This window comes from Rathayibacter sp. VKM Ac-2856 (assembly GCF_013205055.1).
Classification (GTDB): Bacteria; Actinomycetota; Actinomycetes; order Actinomycetales; family Microbacteriaceae; genus Rathayibacter.
The window spans coordinates 157193-178489 of the sequence record NZ_JABMLF010000004.1 but is presented as its reverse complement, the minus strand read 5'-3'; the positions used below and the strand labels follow the sequence as shown (position 1 = coordinate 178489).

The window sequence follows — 21297 nt, the reverse complement described above, 5'->3', positions numbered from 1 at the left end:
CTTACGCGAGGTCGGACTGATCGGCGCGCAGCAGCCGGAGCTGGATCAGCGCGACGCCGGCGAGGATGACGAGGAGGACGACCGAGATCGCACTGGCGTAGCCGAAGTCGTTCTCGCCGAAGCCGACCTGGTAGATGTAGTACTGCATGACCCTCGTGGCGTTGACCGGGCCGCCACGGGTGGTGACGGCGACCGTGTCGAAGACCTGGAACGAGCCGGTCACGGTGACCACGAGCACCAGCGCGAGCACCGGCCGCAGCAGCGGCAGGGTGATCTTCCAGAACGAGCGCCACTCGCTCGAGCCGTCGATCGCGGCGGCCTCGTAGACGTAGCTCGGGATGAGCTGCAGGCCGGCGAAGACCAGCAGCGCGGTGTAGCCCATGTGCCGCCAGACGTTGACGAGCGCGATCGTGGGGATCGCCCAGTTCGAGTCGGCGAAGAACGGGATGCGGGTGAGCCCGAGGCTCTCGATGACGCTGTTGACGAGGCCGAGCTGGTAGTCGAGCAGGAGGAACCAGATCATCGCGGCGATGACGTTCGAGATCAGGAAGGGCAGCAGGATCGCCCCGCGGATCACCACGGACTGGGTGAGGCGGTGCATCAGGACGGCGAGGCCGACCGCGACGACCGTCTGGACGACGATGTTGATCAGGACGTACTCGAGGGTGACGCCGACCGAGTTCCAGAACAGCGGGTCCGTCGCCAGGCGCACGTAGTTGTCGAACCCGATGTACGACGGCGCGCTCATCAGGTTGTAGTCCGTGAAGCTCAGGTAGATCCCGCGGATCGTCGGGACGACGTAGAACGCGCCGAAGCCGACGGCGGCCGGGAGGATGAAGGCGAGCGCGACGAGCAGCTCGGAGCGGCGGGCGCGGCGCCGGCCGGTGGACATCGTCGGGCGGAGGCGGACCGCGTCGGCGCTGCGGCGGGTGGTCCCCTCGCGGAGAGCCGTCATCGTGCGCACCCGGTCCGTGCGCACCCGGTCGGTGCGCACTCGGTCCGTCGCGCGTTCGAGCGTCGTGAAAGCAGCAAGAGATGACTCCTTCGTCATTGTCCGAGCAGGTGGTGAGGCGCCCGATCCGCGGTGAGGGGGAGCGTGCTGGAGAGGAAGCTACACGAGTAACCGGGAGGGAATCAACACTTGGGTGAATGTTCGGACATGACTACAGTCGTGCACGGTCCCGAGCAGTGCTGCCGGGCCGGAGAGAGGGCACCGATGACGACTCCGCTCGTGGATCCCGCACGCATCGCCGTGCAGATCGAGCCCGACGGCGCCTTCGTCGACGTCCCGGGCTCGGGTGTCGACGTCCGCCTCGGCGCGACCGCCACGGGCGGTCTGCGGGTCGACGTCGGCGCCGCCGCCGCCGTGTCGCGGGTGCGGCTGCGGTGGTCCGCGACGATCCCCGAGGACGGCCTGGTGCTCGGCGACGCCTGGGAGCGCTCCTACGGCGAGCTGGAGTGGCGCGCCGTCCGCGCCGAGCGGGTCCTCCCCTGGACGGCCCTCGTGCACCACCCCCGCACGGGCGCGACCGACGGCTGGGGCGTCGAGGTCGGCGGCGCGTCGCTCGCCTTCTGGCAGGTCGACCGGCGCGGGGTCACCCTGACCCTCGACCTCCGTAGCGGCGGCGCGGCGGTCGTCCCGGGCGACCGGACGCTGACCGCGGCCGTCGTGCACGCCGTGTCCGGCGGCGAGGGGGCGCTCGCCGTCCAGCGCTCGCTCCTGCGGCGGCTCTGCCCGGCGCCGCTCACGACGAACGGCCCCCTGGTCGGGGCGAACAACTGGTACTACGCCTACGGGCGCGACTTCGGCCTCGCCGCCGTCGTCCGCGACGCGCGCACGATCGCGGACCTCGTGGGCGACCACGCGGTGCGCCCGTTCGGAGTCGTCGACGACGGCTGGAGCTCAGCGGGGACGGCCGACGGCCTCGCGGCCTCGGCCGGCCCCTGGCGGGCGGGTCGACCCGATCGCTTCCCCGACATGGCCGAGGCCGCGGAGGCCGTGCGGGCCCAGGGCGTGCGGCCGGGGGTCTGGTTCCGTCCGCTGCTGACGCGGGACGGGTCGATCGAGGGCGTGCGCGCCCGGCGGGACGGCGCCCTCGCTCTCGACCCCAGCTCGCCCGCCGTGCTCGAGCTCGTCGAGGAGGACACGGCGCGCCTGAGCGGCTGGGGCTTCGAGCTGATCAAGCACGACTTCTCGACCTACGACCTCCTCGGCGCGTGGGGTCCTGACTTCGGCGCGGCGCCCGGCTCCGGGCCCGCGCTGCACGATCCGTCCGTCACCACCGCCGAGGCGCTCGTGCGCTTCTACGCGACGGTGCGCGCGGCCGCCGGCGACGCGATGGTGCTGGGCTGCAACGTCGTCGGGCACCTCGCCGCCGGGCTGGTGCACGCCCAGCGGGTCGGCGACGACACCTCGGGCCTCGACTGGGACCGCACGCGCCGCGTCGGCGTCAACGCGCTGGCGTTCCGGCTGGCGCAGCACGACGCGTTCTTCACCCTCGACGCGGACTGCGTGCCCAGCACGACCGGCACCGACTGGGCGCTCAACCGCCGCTTCCTCGATCTGATCGCCCGGAGCGGGACCGCGCTGTTCGTCTCCGTCGATCCCGCCACGCGGACCGACGCTGTGGACGCCGATCTCGCGGCGGCGCTGCGGCTGGCGCTGGACGGCGGCACGCCCGGGGGCGTCGCCCCGCTCGACTGGCTGCACTCGCCGACGCCGTCGCGCTGGTCGGCGGGCGAGGACGTGCTGGAGTACGACTGGCTCGGGCCGGATGGCGCCGACGCCTTGGAGCCGTTCGTCAGCGCGAGCCCGGACCCGGCGGTCTGACGCCGCGGGTCCGGGCTCGCGCTGCTCGGAGCCTCGGAGTCGTCAGAGCTTCGCGGCCACCGGGAGCGGCGCCCCGACGGCGACGGGGGCGTCGCCGTGGTCGGGGATGGGCAGCCGCGCCCCGTTCTGCCGTGCCGACTCCATCGCGACGAGCCCGGGCAGGGTGTAGCGGGCGGCGACCCAGGCGTTGACGGTCGGCAGGGTGCCGGTCGAGACGGCGCGGACGAAGTCGTCCACCAGGAGGTGGTGCGAGCCCTCGTGCCCGTTCGGCGCGCCCTCGAGCTCGCTCGGCAGGCGGGCGGCCTCCGCCTCGTGCACCGGCGCGTGGCCGCTGACGAAGGCGGCGCGCAGCGCGGGGGAGACGTTCTCGAGGCGCGGGTCGTCGTCCGCCATCGTCGCGGTCGTGGCGAGCTGCTCGGTGACGTCCTCGACGCCCTCGCCGGTCTGCCAGACGCTCGTCTGCACGAGCTGCTCGAAGACGCCGGTCGTGCCGAAGAAGCGGAAGCGGCTCTCGCGGAGGAAGGAGGGGTAGCCGACCCGGCGGAACTCGTTGATGCGCATGGACCCGCCGCCGTCGAGCTCGAACAGCGCCGTCATGTTGGAGAAGTCGTTGTCGAACATGCTCACGTCGGTGTCGAAGACCCCGTCGTCGAGGTGGTCGCGCATGCCCGTGCAGCTCACGCTGGTCGCGTGCATCGGCACGGCTCCCAGCACGCCGCCGATCGAGTGCGTCGGGTACCACATGGGCGGGTAGCTGGCGGTCGCCTTCCAGTCGTCGCCGCCGCTGTAGCGGTAGGCGTCGTAGAAGCCGTGGTCCATGTCGTGGAGGTAGTCGCCCTCGAGGTAGAAGACGCGGCCGAAGGCGCCCTCCTCGTGCTTCTTCCGCGCGAAGACCGTGGCCGGGTTGTACTGGCTGGTCTCGCCCATCATGTAGGTCAGGCCGGTCGAGGAGACCAGGTCGATGATCTCCGCGATCTCGTCGGCGTCGCTCGCCATCGGGACGGCCGAGTAGACGTGCTTGCCGGCCCGGAGCGCCCGGGCGACGAGGGGACCGTGGGTCCAGCGCTGCGTGAACAGGGCGACGGCGTCGACCGCCGGATCGGCGAGCATCGCCTCGAAGCTCTCGTGCGTCCCGGCGAGCCCCTCCGACTCGACGAGCGTCTCCGCGCGCCCCTCGAGGACGTCGGTCACGGTGATCGCACCGACTCCGGGGTGGCGGTGGAAGAGGTCGGCGAAGTGGCGGCTGAACTGGCCGGCACCGACGATTCCGAGCGTGAAAGTCATGGGTTTCTCCTTCGGCCGACGACGATCTGCGGCGCGGCGGATCCAGCAGAACACAGGGGTTTACTCGTGTCAATGTTTTGGCGCGGCTCTGCTGCGAATGAGGGCGCGGCCCATCAGCGGAGCGCGGCGAGGACGTCCTGCTCGGCGAGCGGGTCGAGCCCGGACCGGCGGCTCCGGTCGATGCCGCGGGCGCGCTCGTCGTCGAGCACGCGGTGCAGCGTCTCCTGCCAAGGCCGGTGCCGCCCGCCCGCGCGCAGGAACGAGCCGGTGCTGCGGCTGCTGAAGCCGATCGCGTCGGCGGGCAGCCACAGCGGGAGCGAGCGCGGCCCCGCCCAGTAGCGGACGTCGTGCGCGAGCAGCGTCTCGTCGTCGACGTGCACGACGTGGCCGGAGAAGCCCGCGAGCGCGGCGGCCTCGGCGAGGAACTCGCCCAGCGGGACGACCGGGCCGACGGCGTCGACCGCCCCGGTCGCTCCTGCGGTCCCGGCCGCGTGCAGCCGACCCGCCAGGTCGTCGACGTCGATCGCCTGCACGGTGCGGCCCGTCGTCTCGGGGGCGAGGACCGTGCCGCCGCGGGCGAAGCGGGCCGGCCAGTAGCCGAGGCGGTCGCTCGGATCGCCGGGCCCCGCGATCAGGCCGGGCCGCGCGATGAGGAGACGGTCCCCGAGCGCGTCGGCGGCGGCCCGCTCGGCCAGCACCTTCGCGTCGGCGTACTGCTCGGGGTCCGCCGGCTCGACCAGGGCGGCGGACTCGTCGGCGCCGGGCCGCGTGACGTCGACGTAGACCGAGACGGAGGAGACGAGCGTCCAGTGCGCCGCAGCCGACGCGAGGCGGTCGAGCGCCGGCCCGACGAGCCCGGGCGCGTGCGCGAGCTCGACGACCTCGTCCCACTCGCCGCGCACCCCGCCGTACGCGTCGCGGTCGCGCCGGTCGACCCGGACGTGGCGCGCGCCGTCCGGAACCGCCCCCGCCTCGCCGCGCGCCAAGCAGGTGACCTCGTCCCCCGCGGCGACCGCCCGCTCCGCCAGGCGGCGCCCCAGCCACCCGCTGCCACCGAGGACCAGGACTCTGCGCATCCCTCCACTGAACCGGACGGCATGCAGGCCGCGCACCCCTGTCCGCGCCCAGCGGAACGGCGGCCGCCCCTTGCGGAAGATCCTGGCGCGATGGATCCTGCCCGGACACGGAGAGCCGCGCCCGGGCGCCGCGGTCGCCGACCGACCGATTCCCGCCGACACGGATGTTGCACCGCCGCCGCAGCCGGACATGTACCTGTGACTCCGCGGAAGGGGAACCATGAGCATCCGCTCCCGAGACGACTTCTCCGAGCCGCGCAACGTTCAGCGAGTCAAATTAAACCCGGTTTAGGAATAGCACCGTCGACCCCAGCGACCAACGGCACCTACTCGAAGAACCTACCCACGGCTGTAGTCAGCTGCGGCGAGAGTGAGTCGGGTCTCGCTGCCAGCCTTCGTTACTTCCGTTAGGGCCGAGAGTGGCAGTCGGCTTGCCCGTGCGAGATACTCGGCGCTGTAACCCGCGTCGGCGAGCATTTCCATCGCCCGCCCGAGGGCGGCCGGTTGCTCGCGTGGTCCTAGGTTGCCGCGTTCGGGGTTGCCCTCTAGAGAGAGCTGTTTGTTCGCCCGCATGTAGGCTGCGTCGGTCCAGAGGCCTAGACGGTGCGCCCTGAAAACGAGTGCACGGAGGCTGATCTTCCATTTGGCCTTCGCCTCGAGCAGGGCGCTCCAATCGAGTTTGATGGGCAAGTCGTGCACGAGCTGATCGTCAGGTGCAAGAAATTGCGAGGCGAAGGTCTGGGCTTGTTCCTCGACAATTTTTGATCCTGGCTCAACGTCCGGGTGCATCACGAGATGACCGAGCTCATGCGCGGCATCAAATCGACTCCGCGCTCGGTCATTCTTCCCAGGCGAAAGGAGTACCAGGGGACGTTGCCCCGTGTCCGTCGAGAAGGCGTCAACCTCTCGCGAGTCGACGTTCTCCGGCATCGCAAGCACAATAACACCGGCGGCCTCGAGCGTTCGAACGACGTGGTTGATCGGGCCGGGCCCAATTTTCAGCGCCCGACGAACGTCGTTGGTGATGTTTGCGATCTCAGCGCTCGAGACGGTGCTGTCGACCACATGCGTCTCGATGTTCAACTCGGGAAAATCGACGTACTCTTCAAGGACGGTGACGACCGCAGCCGCAAGTTCCGCGAAAGCGAGCGCACGATCACGGCTGATAGCCGGCGTAGATCGTAGAGAGCGGAAGTGAGCATTCTGAGCCGGAATTCGTGGCACAGGCAGACCCTCTTCAAAAAAGTCCAGTGGCACTCCAAGAGCCAGGGCGAGCTTTGCGGCAACGGCCCGGGTGGGGTTGTTCTGTTCACGCTCGAATTGTGTGATGGCCGATGCGGAGACCCCCGCCTCCTGCGCCAGCGCCGTTCTCGGTAGTCGAGCCAGGCGACGCGCCAGTGAAAGTCTCCCCCCGTCGAAGTCAGTCATCGTCCCAGAGGAACGCCGAGCCCGAGCCCGCTGCAGGGCGTCCGACTCAGACGGCATCAACATGCTCCGATCTCCGCGCTGCCTTCATCTTGATCGGGACGTCTGGCTCCGTCTCGTCAGACGGGGCGTCATCCAGTTCGACCGGTGTGGCCAAAGTCGAACCACCGCCCTCGTCAAACCAGATCTTTTCGTGCGCGAGAACCTGCGCGTCCCTCAGGGTAGGCACCACGATCCAGCCTGCCGTCAGCGGGTTCTCGTCGAGTTCGCCAGCCCAAACAATGATGAACTCGTTGATGTCGTCGGCATTCCCGTACTCACCCAGCCCATCAGCGGAGATGAGCGGCTCCATACCGGTCTCTTGCACTGGGGTCGGGCGGACCTCGTCGACCCGCGCCGCAGCGTCGGCGCGGACGTTGCTCTGACTCGCCCAGGGGAAATCATGGTGCCAATCGGGTCGCCGTCGCGAGTCCTGGGGAACCTTTGCCAGATGGATCCGAAGACCGCGGTCTTCGATGAGGAGCGATCCACGGACGAACGTCACGGTAACCCCTGTGGCACGCCAGCGCTCAGACTCCTCCATGAGACGGAGCAGTCGAACGGTCAGGTTCTCCGCCGACTGAGTTGCGATGACCCGGACGTTGTCTCCGAGATCGCGATCGAATCTCGCCACATTCTTGTGCCATACATCTCGGACCAAATCGCCGAGGAGAGCCGCGAAGCCGTTGGCCTCGAGCATCTCGCGTGCCGCGACCAGCCGTACCTGAACCGCATCATCAGTCGTCATAGTTACACGGTACATCCAGCAACTCCATTCGGAGCGTGACACGCCGCGAAGCAGATCGGTGGCTAGGTTGTTGAGATATCAAGCAGGTGGGTGGTCCAACAAGCTGTTGGACTCCGCCCCGGGGTTACATCGTCCTGCTGTAGAAGCTCGACGATCCCGACGCCCGCCTCTGGTACGCGGCGGCCGCCGCCGAGCACGGCTGGTCCCGCAACGTGCTCGCGAACCAGATCATGAATCGCACCCGCGAACGGATCGGCTCCGCTTCCTCCAACTTCGCCGGCCAGCTCGCCCCCGCCGACTCCGACGTCGCGCGCCAGCTCGCGAAGGACCCGTACGTGTTCGACGTCCTCGTTCTCCCGATCATCCGGGCAGTTCTGCGGAGCGACGTCCGGCGCCAGGAGAACCTGCGTCTCCCTGCTTCATGATCGGCTTCTCCCCTGGACGGTCGCGGCTCGATGCGCGTCGATGCGGATCGTCGCCGCCTTCCCCGCAACGCCGCCGAGCTGGCGATGAGACGAGAACGAGGAGGTCGGTCGGCATGACCGAGGAGACGATCGCAGCCCGAGCGCGCCGCGAGGGGCGCTGGTGGGTGTTCACCATTCCCGCACTCACGAGCGAAGGTCCGACCGGCGCGGAGATCGTGGCGATGGGGCAGTCGCGCTCGCTCAAGGAGCTCGACGAGGACGTGCGCGACGCCGCGGCGCACTGGCTCGGAGTGGACAGCTGGGAGGGTGCGATCGACGTCGTGATCGAGCTGCCCGCCGAGGTATCGGGTCTTCTCACTGAAGCCGAGCACGCCGAGAGCGAGGGCCGTGCGGCGATGGCGCGCAGCGCTCGTCTGCGCCGCGAGGCCGCCCGAACCCTGCTCGCCGATCACCGGCTGACTCAGGCGGAAGCGGCGCGTGTGCTCCGTGTCACGCCGCAGAGGATGAGCCAGCTCGTCGCGCAGCGGAAGACGCCCGACGAGTCGCCCCGCTGACCCCGTCCCGGCGTTCCGCCGCGCCCGCCCTCAGCGCGCGAGCAGCTCGCCGTGCGGCATCGACAGCCAGCCGTCGTCGTCGCGGGCCCAGGCGCGCCAGGCCTCGCTGATCGCCTCGAGCTCGGCCTGCGTCGCGAAGCCGCGCTCGAGGGCGGTGGTCGCGAAGGAGGAGGAGACCGAGCGGTCCGCCCACATCCCGCCCCACCAGGCGCGGTCCTCGGCGTTCTCGAACACCCAGAGCGAGGCCGTGACCTCGACGGAGTCGAAGCCGGCCGCCCGCGCCCAGGCCTTCAGGCGGCGGCCCGCGTCGGGCTCGCCGGAGGAGGCGCGGTGCACGCGCTGGTAGAGCGCGGCCCAGGCCTGCAGGCCCTCGGTGAAGGGGTGGATCAGGACGCCGGCGTAGTCGACGTCGCGCGCGGCGACGAGGCGGCCGACCCGGCCCCACTCGCGCAGGGCGTCGACCGGGCGGGTGAGGTGCTGCAGCACCTGGTGGGCGTGCACGACGTCGAAGGAGTCGTCCGCGTACGGCAGCGCGTAGGCGTCCGCCACCTCGAACTCCGCGGGGGAGTCGAGCGCGGTGGCCTGCGCGATCACGTCGGCCGAGGCGTCCACTCCGACCACGCGGCCCGGGGCGACGCGCTCGGCGAGGTCGACGGTGATGGTCCCCGGGCCGCAGCCCACGTCGAGGATCGAGACGCCGGGCGCCAGGTGCGGCAGCAGGTACGCCGCGGAGTTCTCCGCGGTGCGCCAGCGGTGCGAGCGCAGGACGCTCTCGTGGTGGCCGTGCGCGTACCGGCCGGTCGCGGCGTCGGCGTCGGCGGGCGGGGCGGCCGCTGTGGGAGCGTCGGCGGGCGGGCGGGTCTCGGCATCCATGCCCGTCATTGTGCCGGGCGGCGCGGTGCCGACGCCACGCACGCTCCTGCTGCTCGCGGCGACGAGCGAGGCCAGCGCGATGATCGCCGCGCAGCAGAGCAGGACCGCCTCCGTGCCGACGAGCTCGGCGAGGGGGCCGACGAGCGCCTCGCCGAGCGGCACGGCGAGGAAGGAGCCGACCATGTCGTACGAGTAGACCCGCGCGAGCGCCTCGCGGGGGACGTGGGTCTGCAGCGACTGGTCCCAGGCGATGGCGAACACCTCGAGCGCGACGCCGCCGAGCGCGAAGGCGACGATCAGGGCGGGGAGCGCCGGGACGACGCCGAGGGCCGCGACCGGGACCGCGGTCACCGCCATCAGGGCGACCCCGATCACCAGCGCGCGCCGCGGTCGCCAGCGCAGGGCGATCACGGCGCCGATCGCGAGCCCGACTGTCTGCGCGGCGACGACCAGTCCCCAGGCCGCGCGCCCGAAGGACTGATCGGCGATCACCGGCCCGAGGACGGTGGTCGCCCCGACGAACGCCGCGTTGAGGACGGTGAACTGGGCTACGACGATCCAGACCCAGCGCCGGCGGGTGAACTCCCGCCAGCCCTCGCGGAGGTCCGCGAGCACCGAGCCGCCCGCGAGCACCGAGCCGCCTGCCCCCGCAGGCAGGCGCAGCCGCGAGTACAGCAGAGCGGCGAGCGCGAAGCCGGCCGCGTCGACCGCCAGTCCCCAGCCGGGCCCGACGAGCGCCACGACGCCGGCTCCGCCCGAGGCGCCGACGACCGTCCCGGCGTTCAGGCCCAGGCGGAGGAGCGCGTTGGCGGGCCGCAGCTCGCTGGCCGGCACGGTCTCGGGCACGAGGGCGGCCGCGGCGGGCAGGCTCATCGCCGCGACGGCGCCGTTCAGCACGCCGAGCACGACGAGAGCGGGGATGCTCGCGGTCCCGGTGATCACGAGTGCGGCGACGACCGCCTGGGTCGCGGCGGCGGCGAGGGAGGTGCCGACGAGGATCACGGAGCGGGGCAGCCGGTCGGCGAGGACTCCGCCGAGCAGCAGGACGGCGACGTTGGCGAGGGAGCGCGCGGCGACGACGAGGCCGAGGTCGGCCGGCGAGCCGGTGAGGTCGAGGACGGCGAAGGCCAGGGCGATCGGGGCGACGGCGTTGCCGAGCACGCCGGTCGTCCGGGCGGCGAGCAGCCAGCGGAACGGCGCGTGCGCGAGGGGCCCGGGCCGCCGCCCCACGGACGGCGCGGTCACGGCCGCCGCAGCGGGAACATCGCGGTCGTCATCGACACCGGGGCCGTCCCGGGGCTGCGCGGCGGGCGGGCCGCCGCATGCAGCAGCGCCGACGCCTCGCCGACGTGGCGGACGACCCGCCGCCAGGTCTCCGGATCGACCCAGAGCTCGGCGTCCGTCGACAGCTGCGGACCGTCGGCGCGCGCCGCGGACCGGCGCCGCAGCTCCTCGATCAGCGCGTCCAGGTGCAGCTGCCGCTCCTCCCGGGGCCCGGCCTCGACGGTCGCGGTCACGTCGAACGGCTGCCCGGAGGACTCGTGCCGGTAGCGCTTCGCCTCGCCGCCGCGCAGCCGCACGGTCTCGACGACGCTGACGAGTCCCGCCCGCTCGAGGACGCGGAAGTGGTAGCTCGCGGTCGCCTGCGAGAGCCGCAGCTCGCGCGCGGCCTCGGCGGCGCTCATCGCCGCCCCCGTCACCAGCGAGAGCAGCCGGAGCCGGATCGGGTGGGCGGTGGCGCGCAGCTCCTCGAGAGTGGACATGCGGCCATCGTCCTGCCCGGCTCCGCGGACCGTCAAACGGGCCTTTGGGGGTCGGGCGGCGGGGTCGCGCGCAGCCGCTCTACTGCGAGAGCTCCCGGTCGAGCCGGTCGAGCAGCACCTCGAGCGAGATCTCGAACTCCTCGTCGCTGTGGTCCTCGCTGAGCAGGCCGCGCAGCCGCCGCACCTCGGGCGCGACGTCGAGGGAGACGTTCCCGTCGCCCTGCGGGATGGTCGCGTCGCCCTCGTCGAGCGGGAGGTCCGTCGGCGAGGTCTCGGCGCCCTGGACCACGGCCTGCAGCAGCAGCTGGCCCAGCAGGAAGCTGCTGAACGAGCGGTAGGCGCCGACCGCCTGGGCGTCGGTCAGGCCGCTGCCGGTGAGGGAGCGGAGGAACGTGTTGACGGCCTCGATGCTGCGCAGCGGCGGGCGGAGCCACGGGGCCGCGGGGTGGCGGGTCGCGACCAGCGGGAAGGCCCTGGGGTGGTCGGTCGCGATGCGGCGGACCTCGTGGGCGGCCGTCTGCAGGAACTCCTGCCAGTGGTGGCTCTCGGCCTCGTCCAGGCGCACGGTCAGCTCCTGCATCAGCAGCGCGATGACGCCCTCGAGGAGGTCCTCCTTGCCGTGGACGTAGCGGTAGAGCGACATCGCCTCGACGCCCAGCTCCTGCGCGAGGGTCCGCATGGACAGGGCCTCGGGGCCGGTGCGGTCGATCATCTCGAGGGCGGTGGCGACGATCAGCTCGCGGCTGAGCTTGCGCGCGGGGGAGCCGCTGCGGCGGGCCCTGTCGTTCGAGGACTTCTCGCCGCCGGCCTTGTCGGCCGGGGCCTTCTCGTCGCCGGCCTTCTCGCTGCCGCTCTTGTCGCTCTCGGTCATGCGCGCCTCCTGGAACGCCCGCCCCGCCCGGATACCAGGTGCGGTGCCGCGGTGGCAAGCACTTCCACCGTAACAACGCTTACACCGTAAGCTCTGCCGAGGCTTACGCTGTAAGTGCGCCGCTGCCGGATCGAGATCCCCGCGATCCCCGCGCCGGTCCGCCTCGTTCCGCTTCGCCTCCGCACCGCCCTGCACCGCCCCCGGTGACCCCCGCCACCAGCGATCCCCGCGGCTCCGTCCCGGGAGAGAAGAGAGAGCACCATGATCGACAGCAGCAGCATTGACACCCTGATCGGCGCCGACGTCCACGGCACCGACGACGCCAAGATCGGCACCGTCGGCCAGGTCTACGTCGAGGACAGCACGCAGACCCCGACCTGGGTCACCGTCCGCACCGGCCTGTTCGGCTCCTCGGAGTCCTTCGCGCCGCTCGCGGATGCGAGCTTCGAGGGCGGCGTCCTCCACGTCGGCTACGAGAAGGCCTTCGTCAAGGACGCCCCGCGGATCGACGACGACGGCTCGCTCTCCGCCGACGAGGAGCAGGCCCTCTACTCCTACTACGGGCTCGGCGGCACGACCGCGCCGACCGAGGCGCCCCTCTACGACCAGGACGCGGACCGCGGCGTCGACGTCGACCGCTCCGTGGACACCGACCGCGGCACCGACCGCGGCACCGAGGGCCACGACACCTCCGGCCCGACGACCGACGACGCGATGACCCGCTCCGAGGAGCGCCTGCGCGTCGGCACCGAGCGGGTCGAGGCCGGCCGCGCCCGCCTGCGCAAGCACATCGTCACCGAGCAGGTCTCGAAGACGGTTCCGGTCAGCCACGACGAGGTCACCCTGACCCGCGAGCCGATCACCGAGGCGAACGCCGGCGACGCGCTCGCCGGCCCCGACCTCAGCGAGGAGGAGCACGAGGTGATCCTCACCGAGGAGCGCGTCGTCACCGCGAAGGAGACGGTCCCCGTCGAGCGCGTCTCGCTCGGCACCGAGACCGTCACCGAGCAGCGCACCGTCGAGGCGGACGTCTCGCACGAGGAGATCGAGCTCGTCGAGCCCGACGCCGACGGCACCCGCACCCGCACCGACACCACCCGCACCGACGAGGTCGTCGTCGACCGCGACGCGCGCTCCTAGCGCCACCCGGCGGCCGGTGCCCAGCGCCGGCCGCCACCCCCGCACGCCCTGCACCACTCCGCCCGATCCCGCCCGAAAGGCCCACCCATGGACTTCCCCGCCGCCCTGCAGAACGGACTGGCCGCGATCATCGCGTTCGTCCCGCTCGCGCTGCTCTTCCTGCTCATCCTCATCGTCGGCCTGATCGTCGCCAAGCTCATCGAGAAGGGCCTCTCGCGCCTGCTCACCAAGGTCGGCTTCGACCGCGCCGTCGAGCGCGGCGGCATCAAGAAGGCGCTGGCGAACTCGACCCTCGACGCGTCGGACATCGTGTCGAAGATCATCTACTGCACGCTCGTGCTCTTCGTGCTGCAGTTCGCCTTCGGTGTCTTCGGCCCGAACCCGTTCAGCGATCTGCTCCAGGGCATCATCGGCTTCCTGCCGATCATCATCGTCGTCCTCGCCGCCGCGATCGCCGCCGGGGCCAAGGGCCTCATCCAGAACACTCTGGGCGGCCTCTCCTACGGCAAGGTCCTCGGCAACATCGTCGCTATCTTCATCCTCTTCCTCGGCGTCACCGCGGCGCTGAACCAGATCGAGGTCGCCACGACGGTGACCACGCCGATCCTCATCGCCGTCCTCGCGATCATCGCGGGCGTCATCATCGTCGGCGCGGGCGGCGGGCTGATCAAGCCGATGCAGCAGCGCTGGGAGGCGATCCTCACGAAGGCCGAGGAGGAGGCGCCGAAGATCCAGCAGCAGGCGCAGAACGCGCCGTCCGTCACCGAGCAGGCCAAGCGCGCCGCCGACCAGGCGAAGCAGGCCGCCCCGGCGACCACCGCGCGCCGCCCCCGCTGACGCGCACGACCGCGGCAGCACCCGCGGCCGGCTCCGCTCGCTCCGAGCAGGGCCGGCCGCGGCCGCATCCGCTTCCCCCTCCGCGTCCGCATCCCCACCCGCACCCGCACCCGACCGAGGGGACCGCATGAGCGAGACACCGACCGAGCCGACCGCGACCGAGCCGACCGCCGAGGTCGTCCTGCACGAGGAGCGGCTCCTCGTCGGCACGCGCCGGCACGCGACGGAGCGGGTCCAGCTGCAGCGGGTCGTCGTGACCGAGCAGCGCACCGTCACCGTCGAGGTGCGCCGGGAGGAGCTGCGCGTCGTCCGCGAGCCGATCGCCGAGGGCCCGCCGCTGCCCGCCGCGATCGCGACCGCCCCCCAGGAGCCGATCGTCGTCGTCCTGCACGAGGAGCGGATCGACGTCGTCCGGACCGTCGTGCCCGTCGAGCGCGTGACGCTCCGGGTGGAGTCCGTCGCCGGGGCCCGCGAGGTCACGGAGGAGCTGCGCCGCGAGGTCGTCGACGTCGAGTCGTCGACGGCGCGGCAGCCGGAGGGCCCCGACCTGTTCTGATGTCGGACCCGGCCGCTACGGTCGGGCGATGACCTCGACACGACCCGGCTCCCCGGTCCCCGCCGTCACCGCGGAGGAGTGGGCCGACCTGCGCGAGCGCGTCCGCCGAACCCGCTGGTCGCCCGAGTGGCCGGTCGAGGGCTGGTCGGCCGGCACCGACCAGGCCGAGCTGCGGCGGCTGGCCCGGCGCTGGTCGGAGGAGTTCGACTGGCCGGCCGAGGAGCGGCGGATCCGCGAGCTGCCCTGGGCGCAGGCCGACCTCGACGGGACGCCCGTGGCCTACCTGCGCTTCGACGCCGAGACCGACGCGGAGACCGACGCGGAGACCGACGCCGGGACGCCGGGCCGCCTCCCGATCGTCCTGACGAACGGCTGGCCCAGCACCGCTCTCGAGCTGGTTCCCCTCGCCGAGCGCCTGTCCGCCCCGTCCCGCTTCGGCGGCGACCCGGCCGAGGCCGTCACCGTCGTCGTCCCCGCGCTGCCCGGCTTCCCGATCTCGCCGCAGCGGCCCGGACCCGACGAGCAGACGCACGAGCTCTGGCACCGCCTGATGACGGAGGAGCTCGGCTTCCCCCGCTACACCGCGCACGGCGGCGATCTGGGCGCGGGCATCACCTCGCGCCTGGCCGAGAGCCACCCCGAGGCGGTCGCCGGGATCCACCTGCTCGCCGTCGCCTCCCCGCGGCACGTCGACGAGACGACCCTCACCGACGAGGAGCGCGAGCACCTGGCGGAGCAGCGCACCTGGTTCGCGGACGAGGGCGCCTACGAGCACCAGCAGCAGACCCGGCCGCTCACCCTCGCGCCCGCGCTGTCCGATTCGCCGGTCGGCCTGCTCGCCTGGATCCTCGAGAAGCACCGCGCCTGGAGCGACTGCGGGGGCGATGTCTCGACCCGCTTCGACGACGACCACCTGCTCACCGTCGCGTCGCTCTACTGGTTCACCGACTCGATCTCCACGTCCCTCCGCCCCTACTGGGAGTACGCGACCGGCCGGACGGCCCGCGTCGGCCGGGTCGCGGTGCCCACCGCGGTCGCCGTCTTCCCCTTCGACCTGGTGCACCCGCCGCGCAGCTGGGCCGAGCGCAGCTACGACGTCGTCCGCTACACGCCGATGCCCCGCGGCGGCCACTTCGCCCCGCACGAGGAGCCGGATCTGCTGGCCGCCGACATCCGCGCCCTGCTGGCCCTGGTGCAGTAGCGAGCTCTCGCGGGTCGGCAAAAAGCCAACAGCCTGTTGGCCGATTGGGAAAGCGCGTGATTCAGGCGCCGCACCCTTCCCTTGCGGCCGCCCCCGCCCCGCGCGTACCGTCGAGGGGTACCCCGTCGCGAGCCGCGGCGTCGGCGCGGCCACCTCACCGGCCGGCGGATCGGCTCGCGGACACGGGGGCTCCCCGCAGGAAAGACGGTCTCGTGCGCATCAGCACCGGTACTGCGTCCACGACGCAGCAGCTGCCCTCGCACTGACGACCCCTGCTCCCGCCCGCTGACCCGGGTGGACGCGCGCTCCCGCCTCGGCGGAGCGCGGTGGTCGTCGTGCGCCGACGCGACCACCGGGAGCACCGTGCCCATCTCCTCACCGACCCCTCCGTCCCTCGTCCTCACCGACTGCTCGTTCGCCTGGCCGGACGGCTCGATCGTCCTCGACCGCGTCACCGCCGCCTTCGGCCGCGGCCGCACCGCCCTCGTCGGGGCGAACGGCGCCGGCAAGTCGACGCTCGTGCGGCTGCTCGCCGGCGAGCTCGCGCCCACGGCGGGCTCCGTCAGCACCACCGGCGCGGTCGATCTGCTGCCGCAGCGCCTGCCGCGCGGTGCCGACGACACCGTCGCCGATCTGCTCGGCGTCCGCGGGCGGCTCGACGCCCTGCACGCGATCCTCGCCGGCGACGTCGGCGCCGAGCGCTTCGAGGCCCTCGCCGACGACTGGGACGTCGAGTCCCGCGCCGTCGCCGCGCTGGGCGCTGCCGGCCTCGAGCTCGACGCCGGCGACCTCCTCCGGCCCGTCTCGATGCTCTCCGGCGGGCAGGCGGTGCTCGCGGCGGTGACCGGAGTCGCACTGCGGGGCCGACCGATCGCGGTGCTCGACGAGCCGACCAACGACCTCGACCGCCGCTCCCGGCAGCTGCTGCTCGCGCTGGTCGACGGCTGGCGCGGCACCCTCGTCGTCGTCAGCCACGACCGGGAGCTGCTCGAGCACGTCGACGAGATCGCGGAGCTGCGCGACGGCGACCTGCGCACCTCCGCGGGGACCTTCTCCGACTTCGAGGAGCGGCTCGCCGTCGAGCGGGCGGCCGGCGAGCGCGACGTCCGCGCCGCCGAGCAGGTGCTGCGGGCCGAGAAGCGGCAGCGGATCGAGGCGCAGACGACGATCGCCCGGCGCGCGAAGGCGGGGGAGCGGTCGGCACGGTCGATGCCGAGGATCGCCGCGGACTACCGCCGCGGCCGCGCGGAGGCGACGGCCGGGCGGCTCCGCTCGGGTCACGCCGACGCCGAGGCGCGCGCCCGGGAGCGGGTGGACGAGGCGTCCGGGCGCCTGCGCGACGACGACGCGGTGCGGCTCGACCTGCCGGATCCGGGGGTGCCCGCGTCGCGCCGGCTCGCCGAGCTGACCGTCCGCGGCCGGACCACGGTGCTCCAGGGTCCGGAGCGCCTCGGCCTGATCGGCGCCAACGGCACGGGGAAGACGCTGCTGCTCGAGCAGCTGGTCGGAGCGGAGCCGCGTCGCCCGCATCCGCTGCCCGACACGCACGCGCGGGCGCTCACCGACCGCATCGGCCACCTGGCCCAGCGCCGGGAGGACATGCTCGACGAGGACCGCACGGTCCTCGAGCACGTCGCCCGGGCCGCGCCCGACCTGCCGCTCCCCGCCGTCCGCGACGCCCTCGCGCGGCTGCTGCTGCGCGGCGCGATCGTCGACCGCGCGGCGTCGACGCTCTCGGGCGGCGAGCGGTTCCGGGTGGCGCTCGCCGGGATCGTCCTCGCCCGTCCGGTGCCGCAGCTGCTCGTGCTCGACGAGCCGACCAACGACCTCGATCTCGCGACGACCGACCACCTGGTGGACGTGCTGCGGGCCTGGCGCGGCGGGCTCCTCGTCGTCAGCCATGACGACACGTTCCTGGAGCGGCTGGACCTGGACGGGCGGGTGGTGCTGGACGGGCGGGTGGTGCTGGACGGGCGGGTGGCGCTGGACGGCGGGCGCGCCTAGGCGGCGGCCCCTCGGCCGGCCTCGCCGCCGAGGCCGAGCGCGGAGACCACCTCGGCGACCCGGGCGCGGGCGGCTGCGTCGAGGCCGCGGATCGGTCGGGGCAGGCAGCCCGGGGCGGCGAGGCCGAGGTGCTCGGCGACCGCGGCGATCACCCGGTAGCTGCCGCCGTGCTCGGCGAAGAGGTCCCAGAGCGGCTGGAGGCGGGCGGACTCGGCCTCGGCGGCCGCGTGATCGCCCGACTGCGCGGCCCGCGTGATCCTCAGCGCGGGGCCGGGGAGCGTGCCGCCGATCACCGAGTACCAGGCACCGCAGCCGGCGATCAGGCCGCGGGCGCCGGACGCGTCCCCGGAGACGCCGATCGTGACGCCCGCGCGCACGTGCTCCCGGATCGTCCGGACGCGCTCGGCCGCCGCGGCGGGGTCGGCGGGGACGCCGGGGATCTTGATCGAGGCGACCCGGGGCAGCTCGGCGATCGCCGCGTACAGCGCGTCGGTCATCGTGACGCGGGTGGTGCCGGGGTTGTCGTAGACGACGAGCGGGACGGACAGCTGCGCGGTGACGTCCTCGTACAGGCCGAGGACGTCGTCGTCGGTGAGCGGCTGGTAGCTGACGGGGGCGAGCAGCACCGCGGCGGCGCCCGCCTCCTGCGCGTCCTCGGCCAGCGCGAGCACCTGCGAGGTGCGCAGGGCGCTGATCCCGACGACGACCGGCACGGACCCCGCGTGCCGGACGGCGAGCGCGGCGACGCGGCGGCGCTCCCCGCGGTCGAGGTAGGCGGCGGAGCCGGTCGAGCCCAGGGCGCCGATCGAGTCGACGCCCGCCGCGGCGAGGCGCTCGACGAGGGTGGCGAAGGCCGGCTCGTCGACGGCGTCGTCGCGCAGCGGAGTGAGGGGGAAGGCGCTGAGTCCGGTGAGCACGGTGATCCGTCCGAGGGTCGTCGCGGGAGGGGCCCGGCCAGTGTGCGCCGCGCGGCCGGGCGCCCGCGACTCCAGAAGCCCGCGCGGCGGCTGGTCCACCGCCGGAGCGGCGGACGCCGGCGGTAGATTCGGTCGCGCCGGCGTCGAACGACGCGGGCAGCCCCTCACCCTCAGGAGCCCGGGATGACCGCCCCCACCGTCCTCTTCGTCTGCATCCACAACGCCGGCCGCTCGCAGATGGCCGCCGGCTACCTGCGCGAGCTCTCGGGTGGCGCCGTCCAGGTGCGCTCCGGCGGCTCCGAGCCGGGCGACAGCATCAACCCGATCGCGGTCGCGGCGATGGCGGAGGAGGGCATCGACATCTCGCAGGCCGTCCCGCAGCTGATGACCACCGAGCAGGTGCAGGCCTCCGACGTCGTCATCACGATGGGCTGCGGCGACGTCTGCCCGGTCTTCCCGGGCAAGCGCTACGAGGACTGGGACCTCGCCGACCCCAAGGGCCGCCCCCTCGAGGAGGTCCGCCCGATCCGCGACGACATCCGCGCCCGCGTGCAGGCGCTCGTCGCGGAGCTGCTGCCCGCGCGGCCGACGGAGTAGCGGCCTCCACATGCTGGTCGAGCAGCAGCCTCCGGCGGCCCCCATGCTGGTCGAGTAGCCGCCTTCGGCGGCGTATCGAGACCCGCCCTGCCGGACACGTGGATCTCGATACGCCCGCTCCGCGGGCTACTCGATCAGCATGCATGGGGCCCGCTGCGCGGGCTGCTCGATCAGCATGGGGCTGCTCCATCGGACGCGTGATGGGGTCCCGGCCGCGCGCAGAGCCCGGTCCGCGTCCACTCGGCTGCGCCGGGCTACGCGAGTGGACCCGTGTCGGGCCCTGCACCGGCGCCTGACCCCGTTACGGGTCCGGTCCGTCGGGCGGGCGCGCGCTTCATGCTGGTTGAGCAGTCGCCGGAGGCGGCGTAGCGAGACCCGTCCGCCGAGCGCCCGGATGAGTAGGAGACGTGTCGTATATGTTACGGTCGGCTCATGACGAGCCAGTTCTGGGACGACCTGCGGGCCGATCTGAAGGATCCCGAATTCGCGCGTGCCTACGCAGCAGAGTCGATCCGGGTGGCCACGATCGACGCGGTCGTCGATCAGCTCGACGTGCTCCGGGAGAGCGCCGAGCTCTCGAAGGCGGCGCTCGCGCGGGCGGTCGGAGTCGATCCGTCCGTCGTCCGTCGGCTCTTCTCGAGTGCGTCGCCGAATCCGACGCTCGGCACTCTCGCCGAGGTCGCCGCGGCATTGGGGATGAAGGTCGCGCTGGTTCCGATGGAGGCGGAGGAGCGGGCGCGGATCACCGAGCCCATGCTGGCGTCGGCCAGGTGACGCTAGAGCACCGATCTCGGTGTGCGTGACCGGTATTCGTCCCCCAGCTTCCGGACCTCTCGGTAGTCGGACGCCGCGAGTGTCGTCCTGAAGGGCTTGCTGCGACCGTCGACGATCACCAGGAGGGGCTTCTCGCGGTCGCCCGCGCTGTAGTCGAGCAGGCAGAACAGCCGGTGGTGGGTCCGTCGCGGACCGTCCACCCGGACCTCGAACCAGCCGGTCATCTCACCGTGCATCGCCTCCCAGTACCCTCCACCCGCGAACCGCTTCGGAGGGGCCGCGGCGACTGCGACGAGAACGGCGCGCATCGTCGCGCGCACCTTGGTGGGGAAGCTGCCGAGTGCGTCCCTGCCCGGTGTGCTCTCGAGCGGATCGTCGTCCCGGTGGCGCCGGAAGTAGACGATCTCGTGGGTGTCGTCCGAGGAGGGCCCGGTCGCGACGACCGGAGTCGTCGCCCGGCGGGAGCGGCCTCGGGGAACCATGCGGTCACCGTAGTGAAGCGCCGGGAGGGACCGCAGACCGGTGGCGCGCCGAAGCCGCACCTGCGGGAGGCAGCGGAGCAGCATGCAGAGGCCCGCTGCGCGGGCTGCTCCATCGGACGCGTGATGGGGTCCCGGCCGCGCGCAGAGCCCGGTGCGCGTCCACTCGGCCGCGCCGGGCTGCGCGAGTGGACCGGTATCGGGCTGCGCGCCGGCGCCTGGTCCCGTTCCGGGTCCGCTCGTCGGGCGGGCACGCGCTTCATGCTGGTCGAGTAGCCGCCGCAGGCGGCGTATCGAGACCCGCCCTGCCGGACACGTGGATCTCGATACGCCCGCTGCGCGGGCTACTCGATCAGCATGCAGGGGGCCCGCTGCGCGGGCTGCTCGATCAGCATGCAGGGGCCCGCTGCGGGGGCTGCTCGATCGGCGGCCGGGCGTCAGCGGATGGCGTGCCCCGGGTGCTGCTCGTCGTAGCGGTCGCGGGCCGCGGCGATCGCCGGCCGCTGTTCCAGCGACCAGTCGGCGAGGGCCTTCACCAGGTGGGTGAGGCTGCTGCCCGAGGCGGTGAGGGCGTAGGAGACCTGCGCCGGCACCGTCGGGAAGACGGTCCGCGCGACCAGGCCGTCGCGCTCGAGACGGCGCAGGGTCAGCGTCAGCATCCGCTGCGAGACGCCGTCGATCGCGCGCTGCAGCTCGCGGAAGCGCCGCTCGCCGCTCGCGAGCTCGACGATCACGAGCACCGACCAGGTGTCGCCGACCCGCGTCAGGACGTCGCGGATCCCGCAGTCGGGATGGTCCTCCCGGCCGCAGGGCTCGAGGTCGGCGGTTACTCCGGTGTGCGTGAGTGACACGAGAGTGCCTCCTTGTCGGGGCTGACGGGGCGCAGCACGATCAGAGCGTAGTC

Annotated in this window: 21 protein-coding genes and 1 pseudogene; 10 read left to right on the top strand and 12 right to left on the bottom strand. The window is 72.8% G+C overall.

Annotated elements, in window-relative coordinates; all coding sequences use genetic code 11:
• Position 1 precedes the first annotated feature (1 nt).
• Positions 2-892, bottom strand: coding sequence for a carbohydrate ABC transporter permease (locus HQQ82_RS13810; protein ID WP_173234670.1), 891 nt, complete (start codon positions 890-892; stop codon positions 2-4).
• Between the two features lie 324 nt (positions 893-1216).
• Between HQQ82_RS13810 and HQQ82_RS13805 the strand changes: the two genes are divergently transcribed.
• Positions 1217-2830 carry a hypothetical protein gene (locus tag HQQ82_RS13805; RefSeq protein ID WP_216848609.1) on the top strand — a complete coding sequence of 538 codons (1614 nt, stop codon included), beginning with the start codon at positions 1217-1219 and terminating at the stop codon, positions 2828-2830.
• A gap of 42 nt (positions 2831-2872) precedes the next feature.
• Here HQQ82_RS13805 and HQQ82_RS13800 read toward each other — a convergent pair whose 3' ends face one another.
• From HQQ82_RS13800 to HQQ82_RS13785, 4 genes are all read right to left on the bottom strand, one after another.
• Positions 2873-4114, bottom strand: coding sequence for a Gfo/Idh/MocA family protein (locus tag HQQ82_RS13800; RefSeq protein ID WP_173234163.1), 1242 nt, complete (start codon positions 4112-4114; stop codon positions 2873-2875).
• Between the two features lie 113 nt (positions 4115-4227).
• Positions 4228-5190: an NAD-dependent epimerase/dehydratase family protein gene (locus HQQ82_RS13795; protein ID WP_173234161.1), complete on the bottom strand. Its 963-nt coding sequence runs from the start codon at positions 5188-5190 to the stop codon at positions 4228-4230.
• Positions 5191-5529: 339 nt separating this feature from the next.
• A complete protein-coding gene (locus HQQ82_RS13790) occupies positions 5530-6618 on the bottom strand; it encodes an ImmA/IrrE family metallo-endopeptidase (protein ID WP_254071523.1) in 1089 nt (362 codons plus the stop codon).
• Positions 6619-6664: 46 nt separating this feature from the next.
• A complete protein-coding gene (locus HQQ82_RS13785) occupies positions 6665-7402 on the bottom strand; it encodes a hypothetical protein (protein ID WP_173234157.1) in 738 nt (245 codons plus the stop codon).
• Between the two features lie 230 nt (positions 7403-7632).
• On the opposite strand from HQQ82_RS13785, the gene HQQ82_RS20650 reads away from it, so the two are divergent.
• Both HQQ82_RS20650 and HQQ82_RS13775 read left to right on the top strand, forming a co-directional pair.
• The gene (locus HQQ82_RS20650; protein WP_367947955.1) at positions 7633-7827 is read left to right on the top strand and encodes a hypothetical protein; all 195 of its coding nucleotides are present in this window, start codon (positions 7633-7635) and stop codon (positions 7825-7827) included.
• A gap of 113 nt (positions 7828-7940) precedes the next feature.
• A complete protein-coding gene (locus HQQ82_RS13775) occupies positions 7941-8381 on the top strand; it encodes a hypothetical protein (protein WP_173234155.1) in 441 nt (146 codons plus the stop codon).
• A 30-nt stretch (positions 8382-8411) separates the two neighbouring features.
• Here the strand turns inward: HQQ82_RS13775 and HQQ82_RS13770 are convergent, their stop codons facing one another.
• The 4 genes and pseudogenes from HQQ82_RS13770 to HQQ82_RS13755 all read right to left on the bottom strand — a co-directional run bounded on the left by HQQ82_RS13770 (position 8412) and on the right by HQQ82_RS13755 (position 11888).
• Positions 8412-9146 carry a methyltransferase domain-containing protein gene (locus HQQ82_RS13770; protein ID WP_254071546.1) on the bottom strand — a complete coding sequence of 245 codons (735 nt, stop codon included), beginning with the start codon at positions 9144-9146 and terminating at the stop codon, positions 8412-8414.
• A gap of 171 nt (positions 9147-9317) precedes the next feature.
• A pseudogene (locus tag HQQ82_RS13765) lies at positions 9318-10484 on the bottom strand (MFS transporter); the annotation flags it as partial.
• A gap of 11 nt (positions 10485-10495) precedes the next feature.
• Positions 10496-11017 (bottom strand): helix-turn-helix domain-containing protein, encoded by a 522-nt coding sequence (locus HQQ82_RS20075; protein ID WP_173234153.1) that lies wholly within the window; start codon positions 11015-11017, stop codon positions 10496-10498.
• A gap of 79 nt (positions 11018-11096) precedes the next feature.
• Complete coding sequence (locus HQQ82_RS13755; protein ID WP_173234152.1) at positions 11097-11888, bottom strand: TetR/AcrR family transcriptional regulator C-terminal domain-containing protein; 792 nt, start codon at positions 11886-11888, stop codon at positions 11097-11099.
• 261 nt (positions 11889-12149) lie between these two features.
• On the opposite strand from HQQ82_RS13755, the gene HQQ82_RS13750 reads away from it, so the two are divergent.
• The 5 genes from HQQ82_RS13750 (at position 12150) to HQQ82_RS13730 (ending at position 17626) form a co-directional block, all read left to right on the top strand.
• The gene (locus HQQ82_RS13750) at positions 12150-13028 is read left to right on the top strand and encodes a DUF2382 domain-containing protein (RefSeq protein ID WP_173234150.1); all 879 of its coding nucleotides are present in this window, start codon (positions 12150-12152) and stop codon (positions 13026-13028) included.
• Between the two features lie 87 nt (positions 13029-13115).
• The gene (locus HQQ82_RS13745; protein WP_173234147.1) at positions 13116-13865 is read left to right on the top strand and encodes a hypothetical protein; all 750 of its coding nucleotides are present in this window, start codon (positions 13116-13118) and stop codon (positions 13863-13865) included.
• Between the two features lie 127 nt (positions 13866-13992).
• Positions 13993-14421 carry a YsnF/AvaK domain-containing protein gene (locus HQQ82_RS13740; protein WP_173234145.1) on the top strand — a complete coding sequence of 143 codons (429 nt, stop codon included), beginning with the start codon at positions 13993-13995 and terminating at the stop codon, positions 14419-14421.
• Positions 14422-14449: 28 nt separating this feature from the next.
• Complete coding sequence (locus HQQ82_RS13735) at positions 14450-15622, top strand: epoxide hydrolase family protein (protein ID WP_173234143.1); 1173 nt, start codon at positions 14450-14452, stop codon at positions 15620-15622.
• Positions 15623-15985: 363 nt separating this feature from the next.
• Positions 15986-17626 (top strand): ATP-binding cassette domain-containing protein, encoded by a 1641-nt coding sequence (locus HQQ82_RS13730; protein ID WP_173234142.1) that lies wholly within the window; start codon positions 15986-15988, stop codon positions 17624-17626.
• Here the strand turns inward: HQQ82_RS13730 and HQQ82_RS13725 are convergent.
• Positions 17623-18543 (bottom strand): dihydrodipicolinate synthase family protein, encoded by a 921-nt coding sequence (locus HQQ82_RS13725; RefSeq protein ID WP_173234140.1) that lies wholly within the window; start codon positions 18541-18543, stop codon positions 17623-17625. The two genes, HQQ82_RS13730 and HQQ82_RS13725, sit on opposite strands and share 4 nt — an antisense overlap.
• Before the next feature lie 183 nt (positions 18544-18726).
• On the opposite strand from HQQ82_RS13725, the gene HQQ82_RS13720 reads away from it, so the two are divergent.
• Positions 18727-19140: an arsenate reductase ArsC gene (locus tag HQQ82_RS13720; RefSeq protein WP_173234138.1), complete on the top strand. Its 414-nt coding sequence runs from the start codon at positions 18727-18729 to the stop codon at positions 19138-19140.
• A 432-nt stretch (positions 19141-19572) separates the two neighbouring features.
• On the top strand, positions 19573-19914 hold the full coding sequence (locus HQQ82_RS13715; protein WP_173234137.1) for a helix-turn-helix domain-containing protein: 342 nt from the start codon (positions 19573-19575) through the stop codon (positions 19912-19914).
• Positions 19915-19916: 2 nt separating this feature from the next.
• On the opposite strand, the gene HQQ82_RS13710 is transcribed toward HQQ82_RS13715, so the two are convergent.
• On the bottom strand, positions 19917-20396 hold the full coding sequence (locus HQQ82_RS13710; protein WP_173234135.1) for a hypothetical protein: 480 nt from the start codon (positions 20394-20396) through the stop codon (positions 19917-19919).
• Between the two features lie 434 nt (positions 20397-20830).
• Positions 20831-21244 (bottom strand): helix-turn-helix domain-containing protein, encoded by a 414-nt coding sequence (locus HQQ82_RS13705; RefSeq protein WP_173234133.1) that lies wholly within the window; start codon positions 21242-21244, stop codon positions 20831-20833.
• Positions 21245-21297: the final 53 nt, after the last annotated feature.

What these genes read in the sequence shown, in the direction of transcription:
- HQQ82_RS13785 (WP_173234157.1), bottom strand. Translation starts at nt 7,402, where the DNA reads ATGACGACTGATGATGCGGTTCAGGTACGGCTGGTCGCGGCACGCGAG.
- HQQ82_RS13800 (WP_173234163.1), bottom strand. Translation starts at nt 4,114, where the DNA reads ATGACTTTCACGCTCGGAATCGTCGGTGCCGGCCAGTTCAGCCGCCAC.
- HQQ82_RS13790 (WP_254071523.1), bottom strand. Translation starts at nt 6,618, where the DNA reads ATGACTGACTTCGACGGGGGGAGACTTTCACTGGCGCGTCGCCTGGCT.
- HQQ82_RS13710 (WP_173234135.1), bottom strand. Translation starts at nt 20,396, where the DNA reads ATGGTTCCCCGAGGCCGCTCCCGCCGGGCGACGACTCCGGTCGTCGCG.
- HQQ82_RS13715 (WP_173234137.1), top strand. Translation starts at nt 19,573, where the DNA reads ATGACGAGCCAGTTCTGGGACGACCTGCGGGCCGATCTGAAGGATCCC.
- HQQ82_RS13775 (WP_173234155.1), top strand. Translation starts at nt 7,941, where the DNA reads ATGACCGAGGAGACGATCGCAGCCCGAGCGCGCCGCGAGGGGCGCTGG.
- HQQ82_RS20650 (WP_367947955.1), top strand. Translation starts at nt 7,633, where the DNA reads ATGAATCGCACCCGCGAACGGATCGGCTCCGCTTCCTCCAACTTCGCC.
- HQQ82_RS13810 (WP_173234670.1), bottom strand. Translation starts at nt 892, where the DNA reads ATGTCCACCGGCCGGCGCCGCGCCCGCCGCTCCGAGCTGCTCGTCGCG.
- HQQ82_RS13720 (WP_173234138.1), top strand. Translation starts at nt 18,727, where the DNA reads ATGACCGCCCCCACCGTCCTCTTCGTCTGCATCCACAACGCCGGCCGC.
- HQQ82_RS13745 (WP_173234147.1), top strand. Translation starts at nt 13,116, where the DNA reads ATGGACTTCCCCGCCGCCCTGCAGAACGGACTGGCCGCGATCATCGCG.
- HQQ82_RS13740 (WP_173234145.1), top strand. Translation starts at nt 13,993, where the DNA reads ATGAGCGAGACACCGACCGAGCCGACCGCGACCGAGCCGACCGCCGAG.
- HQQ82_RS13755 (WP_173234152.1), bottom strand. Translation starts at nt 11,888, where the DNA reads ATGACCGAGAGCGACAAGAGCGGCAGCGAGAAGGCCGGCGACGAGAAG.
- HQQ82_RS13795 (WP_173234161.1), bottom strand. Translation starts at nt 5,190, where the DNA reads ATGCGCAGAGTCCTGGTCCTCGGTGGCAGCGGGTGGCTGGGGCGCCGC.
- HQQ82_RS13750 (WP_173234150.1), top strand. Translation starts at nt 12,150, where the DNA reads ATGATCGACAGCAGCAGCATTGACACCCTGATCGGCGCCGACGTCCAC.
- HQQ82_RS13735 (WP_173234143.1), top strand. Translation starts at nt 14,450, where the DNA reads ATGACCTCGACACGACCCGGCTCCCCGGTCCCCGCCGTCACCGCGGAG.
- HQQ82_RS20075 (WP_173234153.1), bottom strand. Translation starts at nt 11,017, where the DNA reads ATGTCCACTCTCGAGGAGCTGCGCGCCACCGCCCACCCGATCCGGCTC.
- HQQ82_RS13805 (WP_216848609.1), top strand. Translation starts at nt 1,217, where the DNA reads ATGACGACTCCGCTCGTGGATCCCGCACGCATCGCCGTGCAGATCGAG.